Here is a 25,046-nt window from a genome sequence, read left to right on the forward strand (position 1 = left end):
GAGCCCGGCTGGGTCAGCGGCCACCTCAGCGGCAGCCTGCTCAGCCGCAACGGTGCGCGGGGAGCCGTTGGGGTCAGAGCTGTTGGGATCGGGGCTGTTGGGGTCGGACAACACGGGCGCTGACGCACGCGGGCATCCGCGCGACTCGGCAAACAGTCACCCTACCGGACGCCCTTCCCCAGCGGCTCAAAGCACAGGCCTGAGCCGGCGCCCTCGCCGAGGCTGATGCGCACGCCCCGGGCCCCCTCGTAGCGGTCCTCCAGCAACTCGGTGGCGAGGGGATTCTCGATGCGGCGGCGCAGCACCCGGCGCAGGGGCCTGGCCCCGTACTCCGGCTCATAGCCCTGGGCCGCCAGGGCCTGCACCACCGGCTCCTCCACCTCCAGCTGGAGCTGCTGCTCCGCCAGCAGGGAGGCCAGCTCGGCCAGCTGCAGCCGCACGATGCGCTCGAGATCGGCCTCCGAGAGAGGCCGGAAGCGGATCACCTCATCGATGCGGTTGAGGAACTCGGGCCGGAAGCTGGCCGCCAGGGCCTGGTCCATGGCCTGCTCCACCTGGGCCCCGTCCAGGGCGCCGCGGGCATGGTCGAGAATCGCCCGGCTGGCCAGGTTGCTGGTCATGATCACCACCGTGTGGCGGAAGTCCACGGTGCGGCCCTGGGAATCGGTGAGCCGGCCGTCATCGAGCACCTGCAGCAGCAGGTTGAACACCTCAGGGTGGGCTTTCTCCACTTCATCGAGCAGCAGCACGGCATAGGGACGGCGCCGCACGGCCTCGGTGAGCTGCCCCCCCTCCTCATACCCCACGTAGCCGGGCGGGGCCCCCACCAGCCGGGCCACGGCGTTGCGCTCCATGAATTCGCTCATGTCGAGGCGCACCAGGGCCTCGTCCTCGTCGAACAGGGCCGCGGCCAGGGCCTTGGCCAGCTCGGTCTTGCCCACACCGGTGGGGCCGAGGAACAGAAAAGAGCCCACAGGCCGCCGCGGCGACTGCATGCCGGCCCGGGCGCGCCGGATCGCGGCCGCCACCGCCGCCACCGGCTCCAGCTGGCCGATCACCCGCTCGCCCAGGCGGCTGTCGAGCTCCAGCAGCTTCTGGCGTTCGCCAGCCAGCAGCCGCTGCACCGGAATGCCGGTCCAGCGGGCCACCACATCGGCGATGTCGCCGGGCTCCACCTGCTCGCGCAGCATGGCGTCTGTCTGCATCGCCACCTCGAGGTCGCGGCGGCGCTGCTGCACGCCATGGAGCTGGTCGTACTGGAGCCGGGCGGCCTCCTCGAGATCGCCACAGCGCTCCGCCTCGGCGATGGCATGGCGCAGGTCTTCGTCCTGCTGGAGCAGATCGCCCAGCTCCGCCACCCGCTGCCGCTCCGCCTGCCAGCGCTGCTTGAGGCCGTGCAACACCTCGGTGGCCTGGCGCCGCTGCTCCTGCAGGGCGACCCGTTCGGCCTCCGGCGCCGCCTCGGCCGAAAGCAGGGCCAGCTCCACCCGCCGCAGCGCCACCTCGGCCTCCTCCACGGGGCGGGGCTTGGAGGTGACCTCCATGCGCAGGTTGGCGGCGGCCTCATCCACCAGATCGATGGCGGAATCGGGCAGGCAGCGATCGGCGAGATAGCGATCGGCCAGCCGGGCGGCGGCAGCCAGCGCCGCATCGGTGATCGTGACGCCGTGGTGGAGCTCGTAGCGCTCCTTGAGGCCGCGCAGGATCTCGACGCTGGTCTCGACGCCGGGCTCGCGGATCACCACCTGCTGGAAGCGGCGTTCCAGGGCGGGGTCTTTCTCGATGCTGCGGCGGTACTCCTCCGGCGTGGTGGCCCCCACGCAGCGCAGCTCGCCGCGGGCCAGGGCCGGTTTGAGGATGCTGCCGGCATCGGCGTTGGAGCGGTCGCTGCTCACCACCGCGTGCAGCTCATCGATGAACACGATCACGCCGGGGTCGGCATCGCGCACCTCCGCGAGCACGGAACGCAGGCGCTCCTCGAACTGGCCGCGGAACTTGGCGCCGGCGATCAGGGCGCCCAGATCGAGGGCCACCAGCCGCTGCCCCAGCAGGGCATCGGGCACCTCACCGGCCACGATCCGCTGGGCCAGGCACTCCGCCACGGCGGTCTTGCCCACGCCCGGCTCGCCGATCAGCACTGGATTGTTCTTGCTGCGGCGCGACAGCACCTGGATCAGACGGCGGATTTCGGCATCGCGGCCGATCACCGGATCGAGTTCGGCGGCGCGGGCGGCGGCGGTGAGGTCGCGGCCGTAGCGCTCCAGCGCTGTGGGTTCGGGGCCTTCCGGCTCCAGCTGCAGCGGCGGCTCGGGAGCTGGCACCGCTGTTCTGGCCGGGGCGGGGGCGGTTGCCGGCGGCCGCTCGGCCGCTGGGGGGCGTCCGGCCGGCTGACGGCCCAGCCGAGGGGGCGCCTCCATCCAGTCCTCGGAGCCGGCCCAGTCGTCGTCCGCGGGGCTGGCGAAGGGAGCTGATCTGCTGGGGGGCGCGGCTGGAGCGGTGGCTGGCGGCGCAGGAGTTGGCGCGGGCGGGGCCATGGCGGCACGACGCGGCGTGGAGGGCGCCGGCGCCCCTGGGCGCAGCTGGCGCAGCAGCAGCTCCTCACTGAGGCCCTGCTGGGCCAGCAGGCTGGCGCCGATGCGGGGCTCCTCCACCAGGGCCAGCAGCAGGTGGGGCAGGTCCAGCAGCCGCGAACCCCAGCCGGCCCGGCGGCGGTCGGCTTCCTCAAGCAGATCCTCCAGGGCATCGCCGATGAACAGCTGATCGGATGTGCTGCTGGGTTGCTTGGCGCAGAAGCCCTCCAGCCGGTCCAGCAGCTGATCGGCATCGAGGGGCAGGCGGTCAGCCCAGGCCCCGAAGCGCCGCTCCAGCAGCAGGGCCTGCAGCAGGTGCTCCACATCGAGCACGCCGTGGCGCCAGCGGCGGGCCGCGTCCTGGCCGGCCAGCAGCAGCTCCCAGGCCTCGGCACTGAAGCGTTCGGGCTCGCCGGTGAGGCTGGCCGGGGCCGCAGGCGCCGCAGCGGTGTGGCCCCCGGAACGCACCACGGAGGACACTTCGGGACCCAGCTCAGCCGGCATCGGATCTGGACCCCAGCTGGATCAACTCCACCTTGTAGCCATCGGGATCCTCCACAAAGGCAATCACGGTGGTGCCGTGCTTCATAGGGCCTGGTTCCCGCACAACGCGACCGCCCTTGGCCGCGATCGCGCCGCAGGTGCCGTGGATGTCGTCAACGCCCAGGGCGATGTGGCCGTAGCCCTCACCGAGGTCGTAACGCTCGGTGTCCCAGTTCTGGGTGAGCTCCAGCACGGTGTGGTCGCTCTCCTCGCCATAGCCCACGAAGGCCAGGGTGAAGCGGCCGGAGGGGTAGTCCTTGCGGCGCAGCAGCGTCATCCCCAGCACCTCGGTGTAAAAGGCGAGGGAGCGGTCCAGGTTCCCCACCCGGAGCATGGTGTGCAGCAGACGCATCGGCTGGCCGGGGCGGAGGTCGTGCCCCCATTCTGGCCAGCAAGCCGGCCCACAGTGCCCGTTGCCACACATGGTCGGGAGGGGGTGGCCCATAGGATCCTGCCCTGACAGCACCAGGCCGGCTCCAGTGATCGACTCCCTCGACCTCGTGATCGACACCGTGGTGGCCCGGGAGGTGCTCGACTCCCGCGGCACCCCCACGGTGGAGGCGGAGGTGTTGCTGGAAGGCGGCGCCAGCGGCCGGGCCATGGTGCCCAGCGGCGCCAGCACCGGCGCCCACGAGGCGCACGAGCTGCGCGACGGCGGCAGCCGCTACATGGGCAAGGGCGTGCTGCAGGCCGTGGGCAACATCGAGGAGAAGATCGCCCCGATGCTCTGCGGCCTTTCCGCCCTCGACCAGGGCGCCGTGGACGCGGCGATGATCGAGCTCGACGGCTCTGACAACAAGAGCGCGCTCGGCGCCAACGCCATCCTGGCGGTGAGCCTGGCGACCGCCCGGGCCGCGGCCAATGGGGTGGGGCTGCCGCTCTACCGCTACCTGGGTGGGCCGATGGCCAGCCTGCTGCCGGTGCCGCTGATGAACGTGATCAACGGCGGCGCCCACGCGGCCAACAGCCTCGACTTCCAGGAGTTCATGCTCGTGCCCCACGGGGCGAACAGCTTCAGTGAGGCCCTGCGCATGGGCACCGAGGTGTTCCACGTGCTCAAGGGGCTGCTCAAGGACAAGGGCCTGAGCACCGCCGTGGGCGACGAGGGCGGCTTCGCGCCGGACCTGGGCAACGTCGCCGCCGGCGAGCTGCTGGTGCAGGCGATCGAACAGGCCGGCTACCGGGCGGGGGATCAGATCTCCCTGGCCCTCGATGTGGCCAGCACTGAGTTCTTCCACGACGGCCGCTACGCCTTTGACGGCGGCAGCTACACCAGCGCCGAGATGGTGGACCAGCTGGCCGAGCTGGCAGGCCGCTTCCCGATCGTGTCGATCGAGGACGGCCTGGCGGAGGACGACTGGGATGGCTGGGCCCTGCTGAGCGAAAAGCTCGGCGCCACGGTGCAACTGGTGGGAGACGACCTGTTCGTGACCAACACCCAGCGGCTGCAGCGCGGCATCGATCTGGGCCTGGCCAATTCGATCCTGATCAAGGTGAACCAGATCGGCTCGCTCACGGAAACCCTGCAGGCGATCGATCTGGCCGGCCGGGCTGGCTACACCAGCGTGATCAGCCACCGCAGCGGCGAAACGGAAGACACCACCATCGCCGACCTGGCCGTGGCCACCCGCGCCGGCCAGATCAAGACGGGCTCCCTCAGCCGCAGCGAGCGGGTGGCCAAGTACAACCAGCTGCTGCGCATCGAAGATGATCTGGGCAGCCAGGCCGTCTACGCCGGCGCCGTCGACCGCGGCCCCCGCGGCAGGGGATGAACCGGAGCCATCAGCGTGGGGATTCGGACAGGCTCTTCACTCTGAATCCGTGGGACCGGCGGCAGCACTTGTAGCGATGCCGGGCAGCTGATCCAGGCGGCCATCGCGGGCCAGGCGGGACTGCAGCTTGAGCCAGCCCAGCCCCACCGGCAGGGACGCCACGGCAGGGATCACCACCAGGGCCGGTTGCCGGCTGGTGGCGAGCAGCGAAGCTGCCACGGCCAGACCAGCCAGCAGCATCGACTGGCCGGCCGACTGCTGGGCCAGGGCGAGGCGCCGCAGCAGCCGGTCGGTTTCGCCGGCCCGGATCTGCACCTGCAGGTCCCCCTGCTCGATGCGGGCCAGGCTGTCGTCAAGGCGGCGCGGAATGCCGAGGGCCCGGCTGCCCACCTCGGCTGCCTGGCGGGAGAGTTCGCCGAACAGGTCGCCGCCGCCGTTGCCGCTGGAGGTCATCAGAGGGAGCAAGTAGGGGCGGGCAATCGCCACCAGGCTAAAGCCAGGGTCGAGGCTGCGGCCCACCCCCTCGAAGGTGGAGAGGGCCCGCATCACAAAGATCAGCTCGGGCGGCACCCGAAAGGGCTGGCCATAGACGAGGTCGTAGAGGTCGCCGGAGAGCTTCTGCAACACGTTGGCGGAGAAGGGTGGTGTGAGGGCGTCGTTGAGCATCACCCGCACCAGCCGCCGCACGGGGCCTGGATCCGCCTCCGGGGCGATGACGCCGGAGGCCTGCAACTCCTTCACCAGGGTGGAAGCATCGCGGGCGGCGGCCGCACGCACCATGCGCCCCAGCCGTGAACGCAGCCGGCCCGAGAGCTGCCCCATCATGCCGAAGTCGTAATAGATGAGCGTGCCGTCTGGGGCAACAGCGAGGTTGCCGGGGTGGGGATCGGCGTGGAAGAAACCGAAGCGCACCAGCTGCTGCAGATAGCTGGCCGCCCCTTTCTCAGCCACGGCGGCGGGCACGATGCCGGCGGCAAGCAGGGCGTCGCGGTCGTTGATCTTGATGCCGGGCACGTAGTCGAGGCACAGCACCCGGCGGGAGCTCAGCTCCCACACCACCGCCGGGATGCGGATGCCGGGGTCGTCCAGGAACTGCTGGCGGAAACGGGCGGCGTGCTCGGCCTCCAGGCGGAAATCGAGCTCGCGCAGCAGCACGCGGCGGCACTCCTGGGCGATGCCCACCCAGTCGCGGCCACGGCCCCAGCGGGGGTGACGCTGCACCACGGCGGCCAGCTGCTGCAGCACCTCCAGGTCCAGCCGGAACAGCCGCTCCAATCCGGGGCGCTGCACCTTGAGCACCACCTGGCGACCACTGCGCAGGCTGGCGCGATGCACCTGGGCCAGGCTGGCCGAACCGAGCGGCAGTTCCTCGAGATCGATGATCTCGGCGCAGCGCTCCCCCAGTTCCTCTTCCAGCAGGGCCTGCACCACCGCAAAGGGGAAGGCGGGCACCTGGTCCTGCAGGGAGGCCAGCTCCTCCACCAGCTCGGGGGGCAGCACGTCCGGCCGGGCCGAGAGCAGCTGGCCGAGTTTGATGAAGGCCGAGCCGAGGGCCAGGAACTCGCGGGTCAGCCAGCGGGCGCGGCGCCTGGCGCGGCGGCTGCGCCGTTCAGGGGTGGGGCCGCCCGGGTAGGTCCAGCGCTTGCCGTCCCACCAGAGTCCGGCGCTGAGGCGCAGGGCCAGCCACCAGATGCGCAGGGGGCGCTGGATCACGGGCGCCGATCCAGACGCTGACCCAGCCCTGCCACCTGGGCCCGCAGGGCATCGATCTGCTCCTGGACGGACAGCCCCGCAACCACAGCGGCGGGGCGCTGGAAACCATCGCCAGGGCGATCTGGATCCACGGGCGTGGAGGCAGAGCCAGACGCACCGCCCTGGCCATCGCGCTCCAGGCGGCCGGCCTCCAGCTCCACCTCCTCCCAGAAGAGCTGCAGCTCCTGGCGCACTTTCTCAGGGGCGTCCTGCACCACGAGGGCCAGGCTGGCGGCCGCATCCACCAGGCCGCTGCCGAGGCGTGCCCCCAGCCGGGCCACGGCGGCCTGCATCAGGATCTGGGGCGCCGTCATGGGGCCTGAGCTGCTGCTCGAACTGTGCCAGATGGGCGCTGCCAGTGCGGGGCCAGGCGCCGGGTTCCGCTCGGGATGACCTCAGGGACTGGGCTCCGGCAAGGCAGGGGCTGGGGGTGGGGAGGAGTCGGGCTCAGGGGTGGCATCGGCGCCTGGGTCAGCAGCAGGGTTGAGGGGCGGGATTTCGGGGAGGGTTTGGAGGGCCCGCTCCTGCTCGGCCTGCCGCTCATCCCGCTGGCGCTCGGCGGCCTGCTCGCGCTCGGCAGCCTGGCGTTCCTGTTCGCGCTGCTTGGCCTGGCGCTCCAGCTCGAGCAGCTCCAGATCGCCGCGGATCTCCTCGTTGTCACTGCCGAAGCGCAGGCGCAGGCTCTCGAGGCTGGTGCCCGGGAACTCGCGCACATCAAACCCCTGCTGCAGCTGCACCAGCCCCGGCAGCTGCAGCACCAGCAGCCGCTGGGTGATGCCATAGCCCAACCCGAAGCAGAATCCGGCCAGCAGCGGACCGCGCCAGCGGTGGCGGGGCCGGACGGGCCGGGCAGCGGCGGCAGCTGAACTCGACTGGGGCATGGAGGGAGGCTACGCGCCGCGCTCAGGTGGTGTAATCGGCGTTGATGCGCACGTACTGATCCGAGAGGTCGCAGCCCCAGGCCCTGCCGCTGCCGGGGCCCTGCCCCAGCCGCAGGCGAATCAGCACTGTGTCACCGCCAGGCCCGCTGCCACCCAGATAGGTGCCGGCGGCGCAATCGCGCAGGTAGGCGGAGGCGGCGGACCGATCGAAGCGCAGGGGCTGGCCGGCGGCCATCAGCTGGTGCTCCCCCAGCCACAGGGCCACCGCCTCGGGATCGAAGACCACCCCGGCGCGGCCGGCGGCAGCCACGATCCGGCCCCAGTTGGGATCGCGGCCATGCACGGCGCACTTCACCAGCGAGGAGCCGCAGACGGTGCGGGCCACGGCAATGGCGCCGGCCTCGTCGGCGGCCCCCTCCACCTGCACCTCGATCAGGCAGGTGGCCCCCTCGCCATCGCGGGCGATCGCCCGGGCCAGGTGCTGCGACACCGCCGTCAGGCCGGCCTCCAGCGCCTCAAGGTGCTCGGGGCTCAGGGGCTCGCCGGCTGCAAAGGCCAGGACCGTGTCGTTGGTGCTGGTGTCGCCGTCCACCGTGATCGCATTGAAGGAGCGATCCACCGCCCGCCGCACCATCGCCTGCCACAGGGGCGCCGGCACGCCGGCATCGCAGCTGAGGTAACCCAGCATCGTGGCCATGGCGGGGTGGATCATGCCCGAGCCCTTGGCCATGCCGCCGATCCGCACCCGGCGGCCGCCCAGGTCGGCCTCCAGGGCGATCTGCTTGGCCGTGAGGTCGGTGGTGAGGATGGCGGTGGCCGCGGCCTCGCCACCCTCGGGGCTGAGGGCCGCCGCCAGGGGATCGAGGCCCGCCAGCAGGGTGTCCATCGGGATCGGCACGCCGATCACGCCGGTGGAGCAGATCAGCACCTGCTCGGCCGCCAGCCCCAGCCGATCGGCCAGGGCCGCGGTGGCGCGCAGGCTGTCGATCAGGCCGCGATCGCCGGTGCAGGCATTGGCCTGGCCGGAGTTGGTGAGCACCGCCCGGGCCCGGCCGCCGCTGGCCGCCAGCCGCTCGGCGCAGAGGTCCACGCAGGCCGCCCGCACCAGCGAGGTGGTGAAGCTGCCGGCGCACACGGCCCCCTCCGGGGCCAGCAGCAGGCAGAGATCGGGATTGCCCGACGGCTTCAGCCCGGCGGTGATGGCAGCAGCCAGGAAGCCGGCGGGGGCGGTGACGCCGCCGGGGATCGGGTGCCAGGTGGGGGTCACGGCGCCAGGATGAATCGCCCCATCCTGCCGAGCCGCCGTGGCTTCACTCGCTTCGGCACCGGACCCTTCATCCCCAAGCCATGGCTCCCGCTTCCGCCAGCCCCCCCGCAGCCCGCTGGCGCGGTGGCCAACGGCGCATCGGTCTCACCGGTGGCATCGCCAGCGGCAAGAGCAGCGCCGGCCGCTGGCTGGCCGAACGGCACGGGCTGCCGCTGCTGGATGCCGACTGCTACGCCCGTGAAGCTCTGGCCCCCGGCAGCCCAGGCGAGCAGGCCGTGCTGCAGCGCTTCGGCCCGCAGGTTGGGCAGTCCGCGGCCGGCCTCGACCGGGCCGCCCTCGGGCGGATCGTGTTCTGTGACCCGGTGGAACGAACCTGGCTGGAGCAACTGGTGCATCCTCAGGTGCGCCAGCGCTTCGAGGCGGAACTGGCCCGGCTGGCGGAGGCCCCGGTGGTGGTGCTGATGGTTCCCCTGTTGTTCGAAGCGGGCCTCGAGGGGTTATGCAGTGAGGTGTGGCTGGTGGACTGCGAGCCCGGACAGCAGTTGGAGCGTCTGATGGCCCGTGATGGGCTGAAGGAACCTGAGGCCCGGCAGCGGCTCGCGGCCCAGTGGCCCCTGGCGCGCAAGCGGTGCCTGGCCGACCGGGTGATCGACAACCGCGGCTCCAGTGAAGGGCTCAGCGACGCCGTGGCGCAGGCCCTGGCGGCCGCCGCCCCCGGCTGAGGCCCTGGGGCCAGCCCCTCACAGCCCCAGGCTGTCCGCCCCCAGCGCCGGCAGCGCTGGGGGCCGGCGCTGGGCGCTCCGATCCCTGGCGGCGGGATCGGTGGGCAGAAAATCGTCAGTGCTGGTGCCAAAACCACCGATCTGATATTCCACAAACAGCGGATAGAGCGCCCCTGCCGGCAGGCCCGAGGCATTGGTGGGCGTGAACGCACCGGCGGCGGAACGGGCCGTGGAGTTGAAGCGCAACAGTTGAAATGCCCGCTGCTGGGCCGTCGTCAGCCCGGTGAGATCAAGCTTCTCCAGGTTGAAGCCGATGTCATACCCATTGCGGAAACGGTCGCTCAGCCCGAATCCATAGACACTCGGCGCAGCACCGTTGACCAACGACGCCCAGACATTGAAGGGGGCCTTGAGGCCCGTGGGGAAGGGCTGCTGCCACGCCGCAGCACCGAACAGGGCCTGCCTGGCCACCGGCCCCCGCAGCTTGTCCAGCCAGGGCGAGGGCACCACGTCCCCAGCCCGGGTTTGATAGGCCTGATCCAGCTGAGCCAGCTGGCCAATCGGCAGGGTTTTGGCCGCAGCGCCCCTGCCGTAGGTGAAGGGCTGGGTCGCTCCCGGCAGGCCGGCGTTGATCAGCGAGAGCGCATCACCAACCACCGTTCCGTAGAGATCATTGACCAGGGCGCTCTCAACCCGGTAGGGCCCCGTGGATCCGCTGCGGACGTAATAGCCGGCACCGGCCCCCAGGATGCCGGCGGTGGTGGCGGCATAGGTGAAGTTCGTGGCATTCACCAGTTGGTTGGCCTGCCAGGTATCTCCCAGGCTCAAGGTGGCGACCAGGGCCTGGTTGTTGGCGGGATCCCGCACCTGGAAGCCGGTGATCGGTGCCGAGGCCGTCACCGAAGGATCAGACTTGAAGATGAGCTCGTTAAGGCCCGTGATGGCATCCGGCGCCCAGTTCAGGCGGATCGTGGGAGCGAATCCTCCAGGCAGCTTGCCGCCAGCAGGAACTTGAAAGCGGGCGCCGGTGGAGACCCCATTCCAGAAGCCACCATTGGCACCCCGGAACGTCCAGGAGCTTCCGTCGTAGCGGATCGCCAGGCCGGGCACTGAACCAGCCTTCCCATCGAGGCTCAGGGACTGCCAGTCGAAGGGCTGGGGACTGGCCGGGGGCGTGAAGGCGAGCAGCGGGTCCCCAGCTCCCTGCCAGACGTAGGGCTTGGGATTCAACGCGATGGCGCTGGGGCTGTAGGAGAAGAGGTCGTCGTAGTAGGAGAACAGGCCCGACACCTGGTAGGGCTTGGTGGTGGGCTGCTGCCTGGCCCCCTGAACGGCGCTGAGGGGCACCAGCCCCCCCGAAAAGGTGATCGCGTTGCGGTAGTTCGGCGACCAGTCCAGAGTCCACCCCCCCGACGGCTGCGTTGGGGTCCGATCCGAGTTGGCGATGCTGTAAGTGTTGGCCGGCGCTGGCCCCGGCAGCCCGAGCGACTGCGGAGTTCCGAGCCAGGGGATGACGATTGAGGCCTGCTGAGTCAGCTTGGCCGGCGGCGCTCCTCCAACATAGGAGTCGTAATCGAGACTCAGCCGGATGGAAGCATTCTGGTCATACGCAGCGAATTCACCCGTTCCGTCGAACCCTACAAAGCTGACATCATTGACCCGATAGGCAACCTGCTGATTGAACTGGCCAGACCAGCGCAGCGGGTAGTCAGCTGGATTCAGACCTGCGAGATAGCGAAAGTAGGCGTAGAACTGGCCATACAAGGGATCAACAACAGCATTGGGAACGCCGCTGTAGAGGTCCTTGGGGTTGGCATACAGATCGCCATCGGTGGGGCCCAGCTGAGACTGCCGGAGCTGGGGGTAGTCCGACTGAAGCGTCTGTGCCAGAGCCGCGCCATTGTTGACATCCGGGTTGTAGGCTCCTGCCGCCGTGAGGTACGACCCCGTGCCGGGAATACTCAAGCCATTGCCACCTTGGTCGGCAACCCCTCGGTATAGGGTGCCGGCAGCGTCGGCATACCAGACATTCAGACTGGAGGGCAGGCCGAACTGCTCGATATAGGTGATGTCGCCATTGTTGCTGTTGGCAGCTCCACTGGCATTCAGCCCGACGTAGACCTCGCCGAGCATATAGTTATAGTTTAACTGGGTGGGATTGGGCGCACCCGCATTATCATTCACCAGGCTCCCCTGTGGCTTTTGGGAGGCGAAAAGCAGCTGGCCATTCTGAAGATCGCTGAGCCAGAGGGCTGGGAATGAGGACTGATCGGCCAGCAGATCCTTGTTGGCAGCAGAAAAGACCTTCTTGATCTCTGGAACCGCCTGCTGGTAGGCATTCAGGTAGTCAGGACGGGACGAACCAGGCTTGAGCCATGGAACAATCGCGCCGGTGTTGTCGGCAGCCAGCTGGCTGAGGCGCAAGGGTGCCTGCCCATGAAGCGTGGAGAGGTCGGTGCCGACAGGTGGGGGCGCCTTGATCGTATTGCCGGTGCCGAGGTTGAAGTTTCCCTGGGCGGAATCCCCGATCACCTGCAAGTACCAGCGGCGCAGAAACTCCTCCGAGCTCTTGATCCTGTCGCGATTGATGTTGTGACTCAGGGTCACAACATAGGGAATGGCTCCCAATGAATTGGCCGTCATCGCCCCGCAGGACCTGCTGCCAGGAACCTAGCCACAGCCAAGCCAGGGGACCCGCTCCGGCATCGGGAGGATAGGGAAAACAGTCTCGATTAACCTTTGCCCCTGAAGCTCAGGTGGTTTTGGCCTCTCTGCCATTGGACCCGCGCCAACCCGCCCCCGGGGGCCGGGCCGTGGCCATCGCGGACACCTGGGCCCTGCGCTCGATCACCAAGTCGTTCACCGTCACCCTGGTGCTGAAGCTGGCCGATGCCGGCCGGCTTGACCTCGATGCCCCCGTCGCCCGCTATGTGCGAGGGGTACCGAACGGCCAGGCCGTCACGATCCGCGATCTGGCCGCCATGACCAGCGGGCTTCCCGACTACACCACGCCGGCGCTGTTCCGGGCCCTGGAGGCCCGTCCCCAGCGCATCTTCCGGGGCCGCGAACTGCTGGCCTACGCCTGGCGGCAACCCCACAGGAGCGCCCCCGGGCAGGAGGCGGTGTACACCAACGCCAACACCGTGCTGCTCGGCGAAGTGGTGCGTGCCGTGACCGGCCGCAGCTTCGAACGCAGCCTGCGCCGCCAGGTGCTGCGGCCCCTCGGGCTCCAGCAGACCCTGGTGACCCCCGATGACCGCCGCTGGCCCCAGCCGCGGCCGGTGGGCTATCAGCGAGACAACGGCCTGCTGGCCCCCCAGCTCACCAACCTCTCGATCTTCCGGGCCGCCGGCGAGATGCTGGCCACCCTGCCCGACCTGCGCCGCTGGGCCGGGATGCTCGGCCGTGGCAGTCTGCTCAGCCGCCGCACCGCCGCGGAACGGCTGCAGGCGGCGCAACCGCTGGTGCAAGGACCGGAGTACGACCGCTATGGCCTGGGCATCGGCGAAATCGCCGGCTGGCGGGGCCACACCGGCGAGGGCTTGGGGTTCACTGCCCTGGTGATGTACGAACCCGTCTCGCGGGCCCGGGCCGTGATCACCATGAACATTTCCAATGTCGACGAGGGCCACCTGCCCACGCGCTTGTTCCGAAGACTGGCGCAGCTGCTGGAACGGGATGGCATCACCGGCCAGGCCCCCAGGGCCTCCCCCGGGCATCAGCTCCCCTTGAAACAGCTCGACGCCGCCGTGGGGCAGGTGGTGCGGCGCTTCGGGGTGCCTGGCGTGGCGGCAGGAGTCTGGCTGCCCGGGGGCCGTCGCTGGCGCCTGCTCAGCGGCGACGCGGTGCTGGCCAGCTCCGGCTCCCAAGGGGAGCAGCCAGGCCAGGATCAGGCCCTGCCCTGGCTGGCGCCGGGCCCAACCGCCTGAGGGGCGGGCTGGGTGCGGTACCACTTGGTGACGACGTATTTGCGGCCACCACCAACCTTCAGGCTGCCGTGCAGGGTGGCTGGGTTGACGCTCCCATCCGGAAGCAGGTTGTTCCAGGCCAGGCCAAAGCCAGGCACAGGGTGATAGCGGCGGCCAACGCGATGGAAGAGCGTCTGTCCCCCCTCTTCCACCGCATTCAGAAACACCATCACGGTCCAGCTGCGCTGACCATGGCGGGCCAGGTGATCGGCGCAGGCAGGATCCTCTGGAGGAAACCCATCGAGATGGGCGCTGTAGAACTCGCCTTCCCGATAGCGCTGCCCCTGAAGCGCATCGCCCCCCTCGGATGCCAGTCCGGTCAGCGCAGAGAAGCGCTGTTCCACGGCGGCGGCCAGATCTGGGCAGAGGCCCTCAAGCAGACAGGTCTGGCTGGTGCGGTGATGGCTGAGGCCCGCCAGGGTATGGGCCCGCTCCGCCTTTGCTTCGATCACAGCGATCAAGGCCGCGCAGAGATCGCGTGGCAGAAGGCTGGGGATTTCATAGATCTCCGCCAGATCGGTGTCCAGCCGCCAGGCCCTGGGCCTGTGGGCCGGATTGCGCAGGGGGATCTCGACCGTTGTCGCCATCCTGGGCTCAGCCCTTCAGCTTCTCGGCCAGGATCCGGTTGGCAAGTTTGGGATCGGCCTTGCCGCCGGTCTGCTTCATCAGCTGGCCCACGAAGAAGCCCTGCAGCTTGGTCTTGCCGCCCCGGAAGGCCTCCACTTCGGCCGGATGGTCAGCCAGCAGCTCTTCCACAATGGCGCTGATCGCCGTGGGATCGGAGATCATGCCGAGGCCGCGTTCGGCCACGATCGCCTTCACGGAACCGCCCTGCTCCAGCAGCTCGGGCAGGAGGTCCTTGGCGATCTTGCCGCTGATCGTGCCGTTCTCGATCAGCTGCACCATCTCGGCCAGCTGATCGGGGCGCAGCGGCAGCTCCCCATAGGCGAGGCGGTTGGCGTTCACGTGGGCGGCGATGTCGCCGGTGATCCAGTTGGCGGTGACCTTCGGATCGGCGCCAGCCGCCACCACCGCCTCGAAGTAATCCGCCATGGGGCGCTCATCGGTGAGCACCCGGGCGTCGTACTGGGAGAGGCCCAGGCTGTCGGCGTAGCGGTGCCGCTTGGCAGCCGGCAGTTCGGGCAACTCGGCGCGCCAGCCCTCCCGCTGCTCGGCACTCACCTCGATCGGGCCGAGATCGGGGTCGGGGAAGTAGCGGTAATCGCTGCTGCCCTCCTTGGAGCGCATGCTCTTGGTGAGCTGCTTGCTCTCATCCCAGAGGCGGGTTTCCTGCAGCACCGGCTCGCCGCTTTCGTAGGCCTTGATCTGGCGCTGGATCTCGAAGTCGATCGCCTTCTGGATCGCCGAGAAGGAGTTCATGTTCTTGATCTCCACCTTCGTGCCGAAGGGGGCCTCGGGTCCGCGGCGCACCGAGATGTTCACATCGCAGCGCAGCGATCCCTCCTGCATATTGCCGTCGCTCACGCCCAGATAGCGCATGATCCGGCGGATCTCCGAGGCGTATTCCGCCGCCTCACGGCCGGTGCGCAGATCGGGCTTGCTGACGATCTCGGCCAGGGCTACCCCGGCGCGGTTGTAGTCCACCAGGGAGTGGGTGGAGCCGGCCAGGCGGTCGCTGCCGGCGTGCACGAGCTTGCCGGCGTCCTCCTCCATGTGCAGCCGCTCGATGCCGATGCGCTTCAGGTAGGTGTCCTTCCCCTTCTCGGCCACCTCCACCTCAATCCAGCCGTTCTCGGCGATCGGCTCATCGAACTGGGAGATCTGGTAGTTCTTGGGCAGGTCGGGGTAGAAATACTGTTTGCGGTCGAACTTGCTGTGCTCGGCCACCTGCAGGTTGAGCGCCAGGGCCGCTTTCACCGCATACTCGAGCACCTTCTGGTTGAGCACCGGCAGGGTGCCCGGCAGGCCGCACACCACCGGGTCGATGTGGGTGTTGGGCTCATCGCCGTAGGTGGTGGAAGCCCCGGTGAAGATCTTGCTGTCGGTACCCAGCTGCACGTGGGTCTCCAGGCCGATCACGGCCTCCCAGGCCGCTCCAGTGCCCTCGGATCCGGCCCCTGATCCGGCCCTGGTCCCCGGTGCCGGCCCCTCCAGGGCTGTGGCCTGGGCTGTGCCTGCCATCTGAACTCTCCAGCGCCATTGCGTGGAGCGATCCTATGGAACCCGGGCACCGGCCCTGCGCTTGGCAGGATGCCTGGGGCCTGCCGACCCCGCCTGTGAGCGCAGCCGCCGAAACACTGATCCTGGGTGGGGGCCTGATGGGCCTGGCCATCGCCCACCACCTGGCCCGCGCAGGCGGGCGGGTGAGGGTGCTCAGCCGCCGGCGCCAGGAGGCCGCCGGCTTCGTGGCGGCGGGGATGCTGGCGCCCCACGCCGAAGGCCTGCAAGGGCCCCTGCTCAGCCTGGGGCAGCGCTCCCTCGTTGCCATTCCCGGCTGGGTGGCGCGGGTCGAGGCCGACGCCGGCCTGCACTGCGGCCTGCGCCCCTGCGGCATTGTGGTGCCCTTCGCCACGGCTGCTGAGCGGGATCGCTACCCCACGGCCGCCCAGGGGGAGGCCCTCGACCGCGCCGGCCTGGAGCGGCAGGTGGCGGGCCTCGGGCCGCGCTGGCAGGCCGGGCTGCTGTTCCCCCAGGACGGCCAGATCGACAACCGCCGCGGCCTGATGCGGGCCCTGGAGCGGGCCTGCGTGGAGCGGGGCGTGGGCTTCGAGGAGGGCGGTGAGGTGCTGGCGCTGCAGCGCGACGGTTCAGGAGCGCTGGAGGCCGTGGGCTGGCGCAGTGCCGCCGGCCGCCAGGAGCTGCTGCGCTGCAACCAGGCGGTGCTGGCCTGTGGCGCCTGGAGCGGCAGGCTGCTGCCCCAGCTGCCGGTCGCCCCGGTGAAGGGGCAGATGCTCTCCCTGCAGGGGCCCCGCCAGGCGCTGCGGCGGGTGATCTTCGGGCCGGGCACCTATCTGGTGCCCCGGCAGGACGGGCTTCTGGTGGTGGGCGCCACCTCGGAACCCCAGGCGGGGTTCGCCGGCGGGCTCACCCCCGACGGCCAGCGGCAGCTGGAGGCCGGCATCGCCGCCCTGCTGCCCGAGGCCAGTCAGTGGCCACCGATGGAGCGCTGGTGGGGCTTTAGGCCCTGCACCCCCGATGAGGCGCCGATCCTGGGGGCCAGCCCCATCCCCGGGCTGTGGCTGGCCACCGGCCACCACCGCAACGGCGTGCTGCTGGCCGCGATCACGGCCGAACTGGTGGGGGAGCAGCTGCTGGGGCGCTCGCTGGACGCCGACGCCGCCGAGCTGCTCAGCCACTTCCGCTGGGACCGCTTCAGCTCTGCGGCAGGCTGCTGAGGGTGAATACGGGCAGTGCCCCCATCCCCTTCACCGCCTGCTCCCCCAGGGCCTGCACCGGCAGCACCGCCTGCACCAGCTCGGCGGTGGCGGCATCGAACAGCAACGGCGCCCCGGCCGTGCGGGTGAGGCCCTCCATACGGCTGGCCAGGTTCACCTTGTCGCCGATCACGGTGAACTCCATGCGCCGCGGGCTGCCGATCTGCCCCACGATCACCTCGCCTGAGGCCAGGCCGATGCCGCTGTCGAGGGGGTCGAGACCCTCGGCACTCCAGGCCCCATTCAGCCGCTGCAGGGCCTGGCGCATCGCCACGGCACAGCGCACGGCGGCGGTGGCCTCCGCCTCGGGGCCGCGGCCGATCGGGGAGCCGAACACGGCCATCACGGCATCGCCGATGAACTTGTCCACCGTGCCGCCATGGGCATTGATCACCTCCACCATCTCGCCGAGGTAGCGGTTGAGCTGGCGCACGTGCAGCTCGATCTGGCCCCGGCTGCTGCGGGCCTTGGTGAGCTGGGTGAAGCCCTTGAGGTCGGAGAACAGCACCGTGACCGGCAGCTGCCGGCCCCGCAGGATGCCCTCGGCCTCGGCGGGGTCGGAGAGAATCTCGGCCACCACGCTGGGGGCCACGTAGCGCTCAAAGGTGCGCCGCAGCCGCCGCCGCTCGCCCTCTTCCGCCAGGTAGGCATCCCCGCCGTAGAGCACGCCCAGCAGCACCAGGGCGGAGCCGGGCACCAGCAGGGGCAGCCACACGGCGAGGCGATCAAAGCTGAACCAGGCCACCCCCAGCTGCAGGGCCAGGGCCGCCCCCACCAGCCCGAGCCGCCAGCTCACCCCGCCCCGCACCACGGCCAGGCCCCCCACCAGCAGCAGCGGCAGCATCGCCAGCAGGCCTCGCTGCAGGGGGCGCTCCGGCCACGAGCGCAGGCCATCGCCCTGAAGGGAGTTGGCCGTGGCCGTAGCCAGCATCTCGAGCCCCGAGAGGCTGCCGAACGGCGTGGCGGTGCCAGCGCCGCCCTGGGCGCCCACCGGGCCAACCAGCACCACGGCATCGCGGATCAGGCTGCGCTTGGGGTGGTTGCGCCAGCGCTCAGGATCCAGCACTTCCCAGGCCGGGATCCTCTCAAAGGACCCCTCGGGCCCGTAGAAGCTGAGCTGGCGCTGAGCATCGTCCTGGCGGCTGCGGCGCCCGGAGCGCTCCAGCACCGCCTCGGACAGCGGCTTCTGGGGACTGGCCCCCACCAGGGCCAGCACCCGTTCGCTGTAGGTGCGCGGGTGTGGGTGGGCCTCGCCATGGCCACCGGGCAGGGTGTTGGTGATGCCGATGGCGTCGGGACCGGCCGCCAGGCGCAGGGGGTCGGCGGGGGGCGCCAGGCTCAGGCCCACGTAGCTGGTGTCGCGCACCTCCATCACCTCGGCGGCGAGCACCACCTGCCCACCCCGGCGGCGAATGGCCGCGGCCAGGGCCTGATCGTCGGCGTCACCTTCGCCGCTGCGGCCCTCGAACACCACATTGATCGCCACCGCGGCCGGGCTGGCCTCACCGAGGCGATCGAGCAGGTCGCCATAGCGGGCCCGCGGCCAGGGCAGGGTGCTCAGCCCCTCCGCCCAGGGCGGGATCGCCGCGGCCCCCTGGGGCTGGTCCGCGAACCAGGCCCCCTGCTGCAGGGTGGAGTCGTCGATGGCGATCAGCACCACGGCCTGGGGCCCGGCCCGGCGGCCGCGCAGGCGCACCAGCTGATCCTCCAGACCCCGCTCCACCACCCGCAGCGGCTGGGGCGGGCGCGCCGTCAGCCAGCCGGCCGCCGCGGCCACCAGGCCGGAAGCGAGGCCCAGAGCGAAGGCACGGCGCATGGCGAAGACGGGGCGGAGCAGAACGGGCCTCAGAAGAAGCTGGGCAAGCCGAAGATCGGCAGGGAGGGCGTGAGCGAGGAGCCAGGCAGACGCACACCCGGCATGGCCCGGCGCAGATAGCTCTCCAGGGAGCCCATCCCCGGCAGGGACACGTTGAAACCCTTGAACAGCGGCCCGCCCAGGATCGAGCTGTAGTCACCCGAGCTGAGCCGCAGCAGGGTGAGCACCACCCCGGCCGGCGACAGTGTCACCCGCTGGCCCGCCTCCACGCGGGTGGGGGCGGCGGCACCGGGCTCATCGGCGGGGATCGGCTCGCCGTCCCGCAGCGGCTCGATCTCCACCGCTCCCTCCAGCACGGAGAGCTCGGCCTCGCCGTCGTCGCGCACCTCCAGCAGGTAGTTGGTGCCCCGCACACTCATCCGGGATGAGCGCGTGCAGCCGCTCTGGGGCCCGGACACCAGAATCTGCCCCTTCTTGAGCAGGAAGCAGCCGCTGCCCAGACGCAGCTGGGAGAAGCGGTTCACCCGGCCCGCCGCACCGGTGTCGAAGCGGATCTGGCCGCGGCTCTTGCGGGTGCTGATCTCCTGGGGCGCTGTGGCCCGCTGCTTCACCCGGGCCTCCCGGCTGTCGATGTAGAACTCGCGGCCATCGAGGATTTCCTGCACCGTGGCCGCCTCCCGGGCCTGGGCGGGGGCCAGCGGGGCCAGCAGCAGCGTCGCGGCGAGCGGCAGCATGCGCCGCCGGACTGCCCTGATCAAACGCGAGGGCTGACGCTTCTGCGGGGTGGACGTGAGGGGGGACGCCATCACGGCTCCAGGGCAGGCAATGGCGCCATTCTCACCCCAGAGCCCCGGCGTCCCCCGCCCCGTCCAGCCCCTCCAGGCCATACACCTCCAGCAGCGTCGGCCAGCCCTTCAGCCGGTGACGGCCCAGGGGCACCGCCCGCACCCCTGCTGGCAGCAGGGCCAGCAGTTCGCCGCTGATCAGGATCGGGTGGTGCGGGTGGCGGCGGGTCAGTCCCTCCAGGCGGCTGGCCACGTTCACCGCAGCCCCCACCACGGTGTATTCGAGCCGCTCGGAGGAGCCGAGATTGCCGGCGATCACCTCCCCCACATGCAGGCCGATGCCGTGGCGCAGCGGGGGCTGCCCCTGGGCCTCCAGCTCCCGGTTCAGGGCCTGCAGCCGCGCCTGCATGGTCAGGGCCGCACGGACGGCAGCCAGGGCCTCGACCGCGTCGCCGCGGCTGCGGGGCACCCCGAACTCCGCCATCAGGGCATCGCCGATGAACTTGTCGAGCAACCCCTGCTGCTCGATCACCGCGGCGGCAATGGCTTCGAAGTAGCGGTTCAGCAGGGCGAACAGGGCCGGTGGCTCCAGCCGGGCACTGAGGGGTGTGAAGCCCACCAGGTCGGCAAAGAGCAGCACGCAGGTGCAGCGGCGCCCCCCCAGCTCGGTGCCGAGGGGTCCCGGTCGGCGCAGGATGTCCTGCAGCAGGGCCGGCGAGACGCGCCGGGCGAGCACCTGGTGGAGGTAGGCCCGCTCCCGGCTCTCCTGCCGCCACTGGCCCAGGCCCCGCAGACCGCCGCCGCCCAGGGGGATCAGCAGCAGGCTGGTGAGCGGCAGCCAGAGCTGCAGCAGCCCCCAGGCCAGGGCCGCCAGCAGCAGCGCCGCCCCCACCAGCCCCAGCAGGCGCACGGCGGTGCCCAGGGCCAGGCGGGCCCGCCCGAGCAGCAGCAGAGTGGCAGCGGCCCAGCCCAGCAGCAGCCCCAGAGCAGGGGGGGCGGCGAGGGGCGCCAGGGCCCGGCCCTGCAACACGCTGGCCAGGGCCTCCGCCTGCACCTCCGTGCCGCCGAGCGCGCCGAAGGGGGTTTCCATCTGGTCCCCCTGGGCTGCAGCCGTGACGCCGATCAGCACGGTGCGGCCGCGCCAGTAGCCCTCGGGGAGCTCCGGCAGCTGCCAGGCCGGCACCACTTGGGGGCGGGCAGCCGGCGGCGAGAAGGCGATGTAGCGGGGTCCCCAGGCCATGGGGCCAGGTCGGGCCAGGTCGGCAAGGGGCAACGGCCAGGGTGGCGGGAATTGGGCCAGGTGGGTCTGGAGCCAGCTGCGGCCGGGGATGGCCTCGGTGTAGCCCTGGGGGCTCTGCAGCAGGGCCGTGAGCCCGGCTGGCGGCTCAGCCGCCGGGGCCAGCAGGGGCAGCGGCCCCCTCAGCTGGTCCAGCTCGATCCCCTCCGCCGCAAGCACCCTGCGGCCGTAGGCCGCCGCCAGCACGACCTTCTGTCGCCAGGGGGTGAGGCGCTCCGCGAAGGCCCGATCGTCCTGCGGACCGAAACGGCTCGGCTCGGTGAGCACCACGTTGAACAGCACCCTGGCGGCTCCGCGCTCCAGCACCCAGACGGCCAGGTCCGCCTGGAGGGCCCGCGGCCAGGGCCAGGGCCCCATCCGCCGCCACAACGGCGAGGCCTGGCGCTCTGCCGGCCCCAGCAACTGGGCGAGGTCGAGGGAGTCCGCATCGATGGCCAGCACCACCGGATCGGCTGGCGCCCCAGGCCCGATGGGGAGGGCCCCGCCCAACCGCCACCCCAGCACGCGCAGCTCTGCCTCGGCCGCCGCCAGCCCCTCGCCCACCGGGGTGGGGCGCAACAGCGGCAGGGCGGCCAGCAGCGGCACCAGCACCCCCAGGGTCCAGAGCGCCTGCCGGCCTCGGCGCAGCAGCCCCCTCACGGGGGAGCCGCCAGCCCCAGCTCTCGCTCGATCACCGGCAGGGTGTCCATGGGAGCCGTGAAGCCGTTCAACAGGATGCTGGTGCGCCGCCGCTCCCCAGCCGCAGCCGGGTCGAGGCGCCGGGGGGGCAGCCAGGTGCCATCGCGGTAGGTGGCCTGCTCGCCGCTGCGCAAGACCACCGGCATCGACGGCTGACCGTCCTGGGGCGCCGGGGTCAGCCGCACCTCGCCCTCCCAGCTGAACACCAGCACGCTGCTGTCATCCACCTCAAGGAACACGGTGGTGCCCTCGATCGAGGCGGTGCCGACGCGGGTCCGCACCCGAAGCGGCTCGCCCCCCTTGGCGCCGGGGTTGATCCAGGCGATCAGCTGACCGCGCTCCAGATCGAGGCCTGAGGCCGTCAGGCGCATCACCGCATCGCCGCCGAGCCGGAAGCTGCGGCCATTGGCCAGTTCCACCTGCAGCCGGCCGGGCCGCTGGGTGCGCAGCACGGAGCGGCCGGGTAGACGCTGGCCCACCCGGGCGGACTGCTCCGGGCTGCCGGGAGGCCGCACAAAGGCCGGCCGGGAGGGCACATCCACCACCCTGGGCAGGGGTCGGGCCGCCTCGACACCGGGGCCAGCCCCCAGGGCAACGGCGAGGAGGGTGGCAAGGACAACGGTGGCGGCCAGTCCCCCCAGGGGGCCTCGGAACGGCGTCATCGGCAGGGGGCGGACCCCCAGCCTGGCGACTCAACCCTCGCTGCGCCAGCCTTGGTCCGATGGGGTCCAGTCACTCAGCTCGGAGGGCTGGAACCAGAGACCGATCTCAAACAGGGCCGTTTCGGGGGCGTCGGAGCCGTGGATCACGTTGCGGCCGATGTTCACGGCCAGGTCACCGCGGATCGTGCCGGGCTCGGCCTCCAGGGGTTTGGTGGCGCCGATCAGCTTGCGGGCGCTGGCAATGACGCCGTCGCCCTCCCAGACCATCGCCACCACCGGCCCCGAGGTGATGAAATCCACCAGCCCGGCGAAGAAAGGACGCTCCCGGTGCACGCCGTAGTGGTTCTCGGCCAGCTCGCGGCTGGGAATCAGCTGCTTGAGGCCCACCAGCTTGAAGCCCTTGCGCTCGAAACGGCCCAGGATTTCAGCCACCAGGCCCCGCTGAACACCATCGGGCTTGATGGCGATGAAAGTGCGTTCGGCGGCCATGGGGTGATTGAAGGGGGTGGCGCCATCGTCCGTGGCCGGCCCACCGCTTGGCAAGCAGCCCGCTTGGCAAGCAGCCCGGCCTCAGCGCCTCTGCTGCGCCCTGCCTACATTCCGTAACGCCACAAGCACGGTGCCGGGCCATGGTGCTCACAGCCCCCCCCAGCACCTGGAGCGCCGAGGACGGCGCCAGCCTCTACGGCCTGGATCGCTGGGGCGACCCCTACTTCTCCGTCAACGCCCGCGGCCACGTGATCGTGCAGCCCCGCGGCGACCGGGGCGGCTCCCTGGATCTGGTGGAGCTGGTGCGGGAACTGCAGGGCCGCGATCTGTCGCTGCCGCTGCTGATCCGCTTCGACGACATCCTCGAAGACCGGCTGGAGCGGCTCCACGCCGCCTTCGAGCGGGCCATCGCCCAGTACGGCTATGCCGGTCGCTACCAGGGGGTGTTCCCGGTGAAGTGCAACCAGCAGCGCCACGTGGTGGAGCAGCTGGTGGAGAGCGGCCGGCGCTGGCATTTCGGCCTGGAGGCCGGCAGCAAGGCCGAGCTGCTGATCGCCCTCTCCCTGGTGGACGACCCCCAGGCCCTGCTGATCTGCAACGGCTACAAGGATCAGCGCTACATCGAGACGGCGATCCTGGCGCGGCGGCTGGGGCGGCAGCCGGTGGTGGTGATCGAGCAGGCCGATGAGGTGGAGCGCATCATCAGGGCCAGCCATGAGCTCGGCGCCGCCCCGCTGATCGGCGTGCGGGCCAAGCTCTCCAGTCGCAGCACCGGCCGCTGGGGCAGCTCGGTGGGGGAGCGGGCCAAGTTCGGTCTGTCGGTGCCCGACCTGCTCGCCACCGTGGAGGCCCTGCGCCAGGCCGATCTGCTCGGCGAGCTGCGCCTGCTCCACTTCCACATCGGCAGCCAGATCAACGACATCGCCGTGCTCAAGGACGCCCTGCAGGAAGCGGGCCAGATCTACGTGGAGCTCACCCGGCTGGGGGCGCCGATGGGTCTGCTGGATGTGGGCGGCGGCCTGGGGATCGACTACGACGGCAGCCGCACGGCCACCGCCGCCTCCAAGAACTATTCGCTGCAGAACTACGCCAATGACGTGGTGGCCACGGTGCGGGAGTGCTGCGCGCCCCATGGGGTGGCGGTGCCCACCCTGGTGAGCGAGAGCGGCCGGGCCATCGCCAGCCACTTCTCGGTGCTGGTGTTCGACGTGCTCGGTACGGGCCACCCCCCCTGCGGTGTACCCCCCGAAGAGCCGGAGGAGCCGCTCACGGTGCACAACCTGCGCGAGACCCTGGCCACGATCGAGGCCAGCGCCGTGCCTGGGGCAGGCACCGCGCCACAGGTGAGCTGCGAGCTGATGCAGGAGGCCTGGAACGATGCCCTCAAGTTCAAGGATGACGCCCTGGCGGCCTTCCGACTCGGCTATCTGGGGCTGCCCCAGCGGGCCCGCGCCGAACAGCTCACCTGGGCCTGCGCCGAGGCGATCTCCGCCCGGCTCGCCCAGCTGCCGGAGGGCACCGAGATCCCCGAGCAGCTCGGCGCCCTGCAGGCCGCCCTGGCCAGCACCTACTACGCCAATCTCTCGGTGTTCCGCTCGGCGCCGGACACCTGGGCCATCGACCAGCTGTTCCCGGTGCTGCCGATCCAGCGCCTCGACGAGCGCCCCACGGGCCTGGGCAGCTTCGCCGACCTCACCTGCGACTCCGACGGCAAGCTGGCCCGCTTCATCGACCGGGGCCAGGTGAAGTCGCTGCTGGAGCTGCACCCGCCCCGCGCCGGGGAGCCCTACTGGGTGGGCCTGTTCCTGGCCGGGGCCTACCAGGAGGTGATGGGCAACCTGCACAACCTGTTCGGCAGCACCAATGCGGTGCACATCCGCCTCGGCACATCAGGGCACTACGTGGTGGATCACGTGGTGAAGGGTGACACCAATGCCGAGGTACTCGAGGTGATGGAGCACGACCCGCGCCAACTGCTGGAGCGGCTGCGGCTGGCCAGCGAGGAGGCGATCAACGCAGGCCAGCTGAAGATCAGCGACGCGCGCCGGCTGATGGCCCACCTGGAACACAGCCTGGGGCAGACCACCTACCTGCAGTCCTGAGGGCTTCAGCGCAGCAGCAGCACGGCCACCCAGAGCAGCTTGCAGCCCAGGTGCAGCACCTGGTCGATGCCGATGCTGTACAGGCGGCGGCACTTGCCCAGGTCGATGCCGGCGTGGAGGATCCACTCGGCGAGGCCCAGCAGGGGCACGCCGCTGATCACCGCCACCAGGAAGCCATGGATGCCGGCGTGGGCCACCAGCCACCAGCCCCAGGGCAGCACCCCCCTGACACCCGGGCACTTCTCCAGGGCCATCCGGTCGCTCTGCAGGGCGAAGTCGCCGAGGAAATGGCCCATGGCCAGCAGCAGGAACAGATCCAGGCCTGTCTGGAGATCGGCCACAGGAAA

Annotated in this window: 20 protein-coding genes; 5 read left to right on the plus strand and 15 right to left on the minus strand. The window is 70.8% G+C overall.

Annotated elements, in window-relative coordinates; all coding sequences use genetic code 11:
- Positions 1-161 precede the first annotated feature (161 nt).
- Entirely contained in the window at positions 162-3,074 is a 2,913-nt protein-coding gene (locus ACWJIO_RS12255; protein ID WP_480313781.1) for an ATP-dependent Clp protease ATP-binding subunit, read from the minus strand.
- A complete protein-coding gene (gene gloA, locus ACWJIO_RS12260) occupies positions 3,064-3,465 on the minus strand; it encodes a lactoylglutathione lyase (RefSeq protein WP_186697497.1) in 402 nt (133 codons plus the stop codon). The genes ACWJIO_RS12255 and gloA overlap by 11 nt, the downstream gene beginning before the upstream one ends.
- A 127-nt stretch (positions 3,466-3,592) precedes the next feature.
- Between gloA and eno the strand changes: the two genes are divergently transcribed.
- Positions 3,593-4,885, plus strand: coding sequence for a phosphopyruvate hydratase (eno, locus tag ACWJIO_RS12265; RefSeq protein WP_480313783.1), 1,293 nt, complete (start codon positions 3,593-3,595; stop codon positions 4,883-4,885).
- A gap of 36 nt (positions 4,886-4,921) precedes the next feature.
- Here eno and ACWJIO_RS12270 read toward each other — a convergent pair whose 3' ends face one another.
- The 4 genes from ACWJIO_RS12270 to argJ form a co-directional block, all read right to left on the minus strand.
- Positions 4,922-6,598 carry an ABC1 kinase family protein gene (locus tag ACWJIO_RS12270; RefSeq protein WP_480313785.1) on the minus strand — a complete coding sequence of 559 codons (1,677 nt, stop codon included), beginning with the start codon at positions 6,596-6,598 and terminating at the stop codon, positions 4,922-4,924.
- The gene (locus ACWJIO_RS12275; RefSeq protein WP_193914821.1) at positions 6,595-6,951 is read right to left on the minus strand and encodes a hypothetical protein; all 357 of its coding nucleotides are present in this window, start codon (positions 6,949-6,951) and stop codon (positions 6,595-6,597) included. Before ACWJIO_RS12275 ends, ACWJIO_RS12270 begins: the two co-directional genes overlap by 4 nt.
- Before the next feature lie 81 nt (positions 6,952-7,032).
- On the minus strand, positions 7,033-7,518 hold the full coding sequence (locus ACWJIO_RS12280) for a hypothetical protein (RefSeq protein ID WP_193914819.1): 486 nt from the start codon (positions 7,516-7,518) through the stop codon (positions 7,033-7,035).
- A gap of 22 nt (positions 7,519-7,540) precedes the next feature.
- Positions 7,541-8,785 carry a bifunctional glutamate N-acetyltransferase/amino-acid acetyltransferase ArgJ gene (gene argJ, locus ACWJIO_RS12285; RefSeq protein ID WP_480313788.1) on the minus strand — a complete coding sequence of 415 codons (1,245 nt, stop codon included), beginning with the start codon at positions 8,783-8,785 and terminating at the stop codon, positions 7,541-7,543.
- 80 nt (positions 8,786-8,865) lie between these two features.
- On the opposite strand from argJ, the gene coaE reads away from it, so the two are divergent.
- Entirely contained in the window at positions 8,866-9,507 is a 642-nt protein-coding gene (gene coaE / locus ACWJIO_RS12290; protein WP_480313790.1) for a dephospho-CoA kinase, read from the plus strand.
- A gap of 18 nt (positions 9,508-9,525) precedes the next feature.
- Here the strand turns inward: coaE and ACWJIO_RS12295 are convergent, their stop codons facing one another.
- Positions 9,526-12,150, minus strand: coding sequence for a hypothetical protein (locus ACWJIO_RS12295; protein WP_480313792.1), 2,625 nt, complete (start codon positions 12,148-12,150; stop codon positions 9,526-9,528).
- A 113-nt stretch (positions 12,151-12,263) separates the two neighbouring features.
- On the opposite strand from ACWJIO_RS12295, the gene ACWJIO_RS12300 reads away from it, so the two are divergent.
- The gene (locus ACWJIO_RS12300; protein WP_480313794.1) at positions 12,264-13,436 is read left to right on the plus strand and encodes a serine hydrolase domain-containing protein; all 1,173 of its coding nucleotides are present in this window, start codon (positions 12,264-12,266) and stop codon (positions 13,434-13,436) included.
- Here ACWJIO_RS12300 and ACWJIO_RS12305 read toward each other — a convergent pair.
- Positions 13,397-14,062: a 2OG-Fe(II) oxygenase gene (locus tag ACWJIO_RS12305; protein WP_480313797.1), complete on the minus strand. Its 666-nt coding sequence runs from the start codon at positions 14,060-14,062 to the stop codon at positions 13,397-13,399. The two genes, ACWJIO_RS12300 and ACWJIO_RS12305, sit on opposite strands and share 40 nt — an antisense overlap.
- A 7-nt stretch (positions 14,063-14,069) precedes the next feature.
- Positions 14,070-15,617, minus strand: a complete 1,548-nt coding sequence (gene gatB, locus ACWJIO_RS12310) for an Asp-tRNA(Asn)/Glu-tRNA(Gln) amidotransferase subunit GatB (RefSeq protein WP_480313802.1) — start codon at positions 15,615-15,617, stop codon at positions 14,070-14,072.
- A 95-nt stretch (positions 15,618-15,712) separates the two neighbouring features.
- On the opposite strand from gatB, the gene ACWJIO_RS12315 reads away from it, so the two are divergent.
- Positions 15,713-16,831, plus strand: coding sequence for an FAD-dependent oxidoreductase (locus ACWJIO_RS12315; protein ID WP_480313806.1), 1,119 nt, complete (start codon positions 15,713-15,715; stop codon positions 16,829-16,831).
- Here the strand turns inward: ACWJIO_RS12315 and ACWJIO_RS12320 are convergent.
- Genes ACWJIO_RS12320 through ndk form a run of 5 tightly spaced genes read right to left on the minus strand, consistent with a single transcriptional unit; the run spans position 16,809 to position 22,597 of the window.
- Positions 16,809-18,686: a CHASE2 domain-containing protein gene (locus ACWJIO_RS12320; RefSeq protein ID WP_480313808.1), complete on the minus strand. Its 1,878-nt coding sequence runs from the start codon at positions 18,684-18,686 to the stop codon at positions 16,809-16,811. The two genes, ACWJIO_RS12315 and ACWJIO_RS12320, sit on opposite strands and share 23 nt — an antisense overlap.
- A gap of 29 nt (positions 18,687-18,715) precedes the next feature.
- Positions 18,716-19,492, minus strand: coding sequence for a FecR family protein (locus tag ACWJIO_RS12325; RefSeq protein ID WP_480313810.1), 777 nt, complete (start codon positions 19,490-19,492; stop codon positions 18,716-18,718).
- 31 nt (positions 19,493-19,523) lie between these two features.
- Complete coding sequence (locus ACWJIO_RS12330; protein ID WP_480313812.1) at positions 19,524-21,407, minus strand: CHASE2 domain-containing protein; 1,884 nt, start codon at positions 21,405-21,407, stop codon at positions 19,524-19,526.
- Entirely contained in the window at positions 21,404-22,108 is a 705-nt protein-coding gene (locus tag ACWJIO_RS12335) for a FecR domain-containing protein (protein ID WP_480313814.1), read from the minus strand. Before ACWJIO_RS12335 ends, ACWJIO_RS12330 begins: the two co-directional genes overlap by 4 nt.
- 30 nt (positions 22,109-22,138) lie before the next feature.
- Positions 22,139-22,597 carry a nucleoside-diphosphate kinase gene (gene ndk / locus ACWJIO_RS12340; protein WP_480313816.1) on the minus strand — a complete coding sequence of 153 codons (459 nt, stop codon included), beginning with the start codon at positions 22,595-22,597 and terminating at the stop codon, positions 22,139-22,141.
- A 140-nt stretch (positions 22,598-22,737) separates the two neighbouring features.
- On the opposite strand from ndk, the gene speA reads away from it, so the two are divergent.
- On the plus strand, positions 22,738-24,699 hold the full coding sequence (gene speA, locus ACWJIO_RS12345; protein ID WP_480313818.1) for a biosynthetic arginine decarboxylase: 1,962 nt from the start codon (positions 22,738-22,740) through the stop codon (positions 24,697-24,699).
- Positions 24,700-24,704: 5 nt separating this feature from the next.
- Here the strand turns inward: speA and ACWJIO_RS12350 are convergent, their stop codons facing one another.
- Positions 24,705-25,040: a DUF3307 domain-containing protein gene (locus ACWJIO_RS12350; RefSeq protein ID WP_480313820.1), complete on the minus strand. Its 336-nt coding sequence runs from the start codon at positions 25,038-25,040 to the stop codon at positions 24,705-24,707.
- Positions 25,041-25,046: the final 6 nt, after the last annotated feature.

The sequence above is a fragment of the Paraciimarium castrense LEGE 11436 genome (assembly GCF_056633055.1).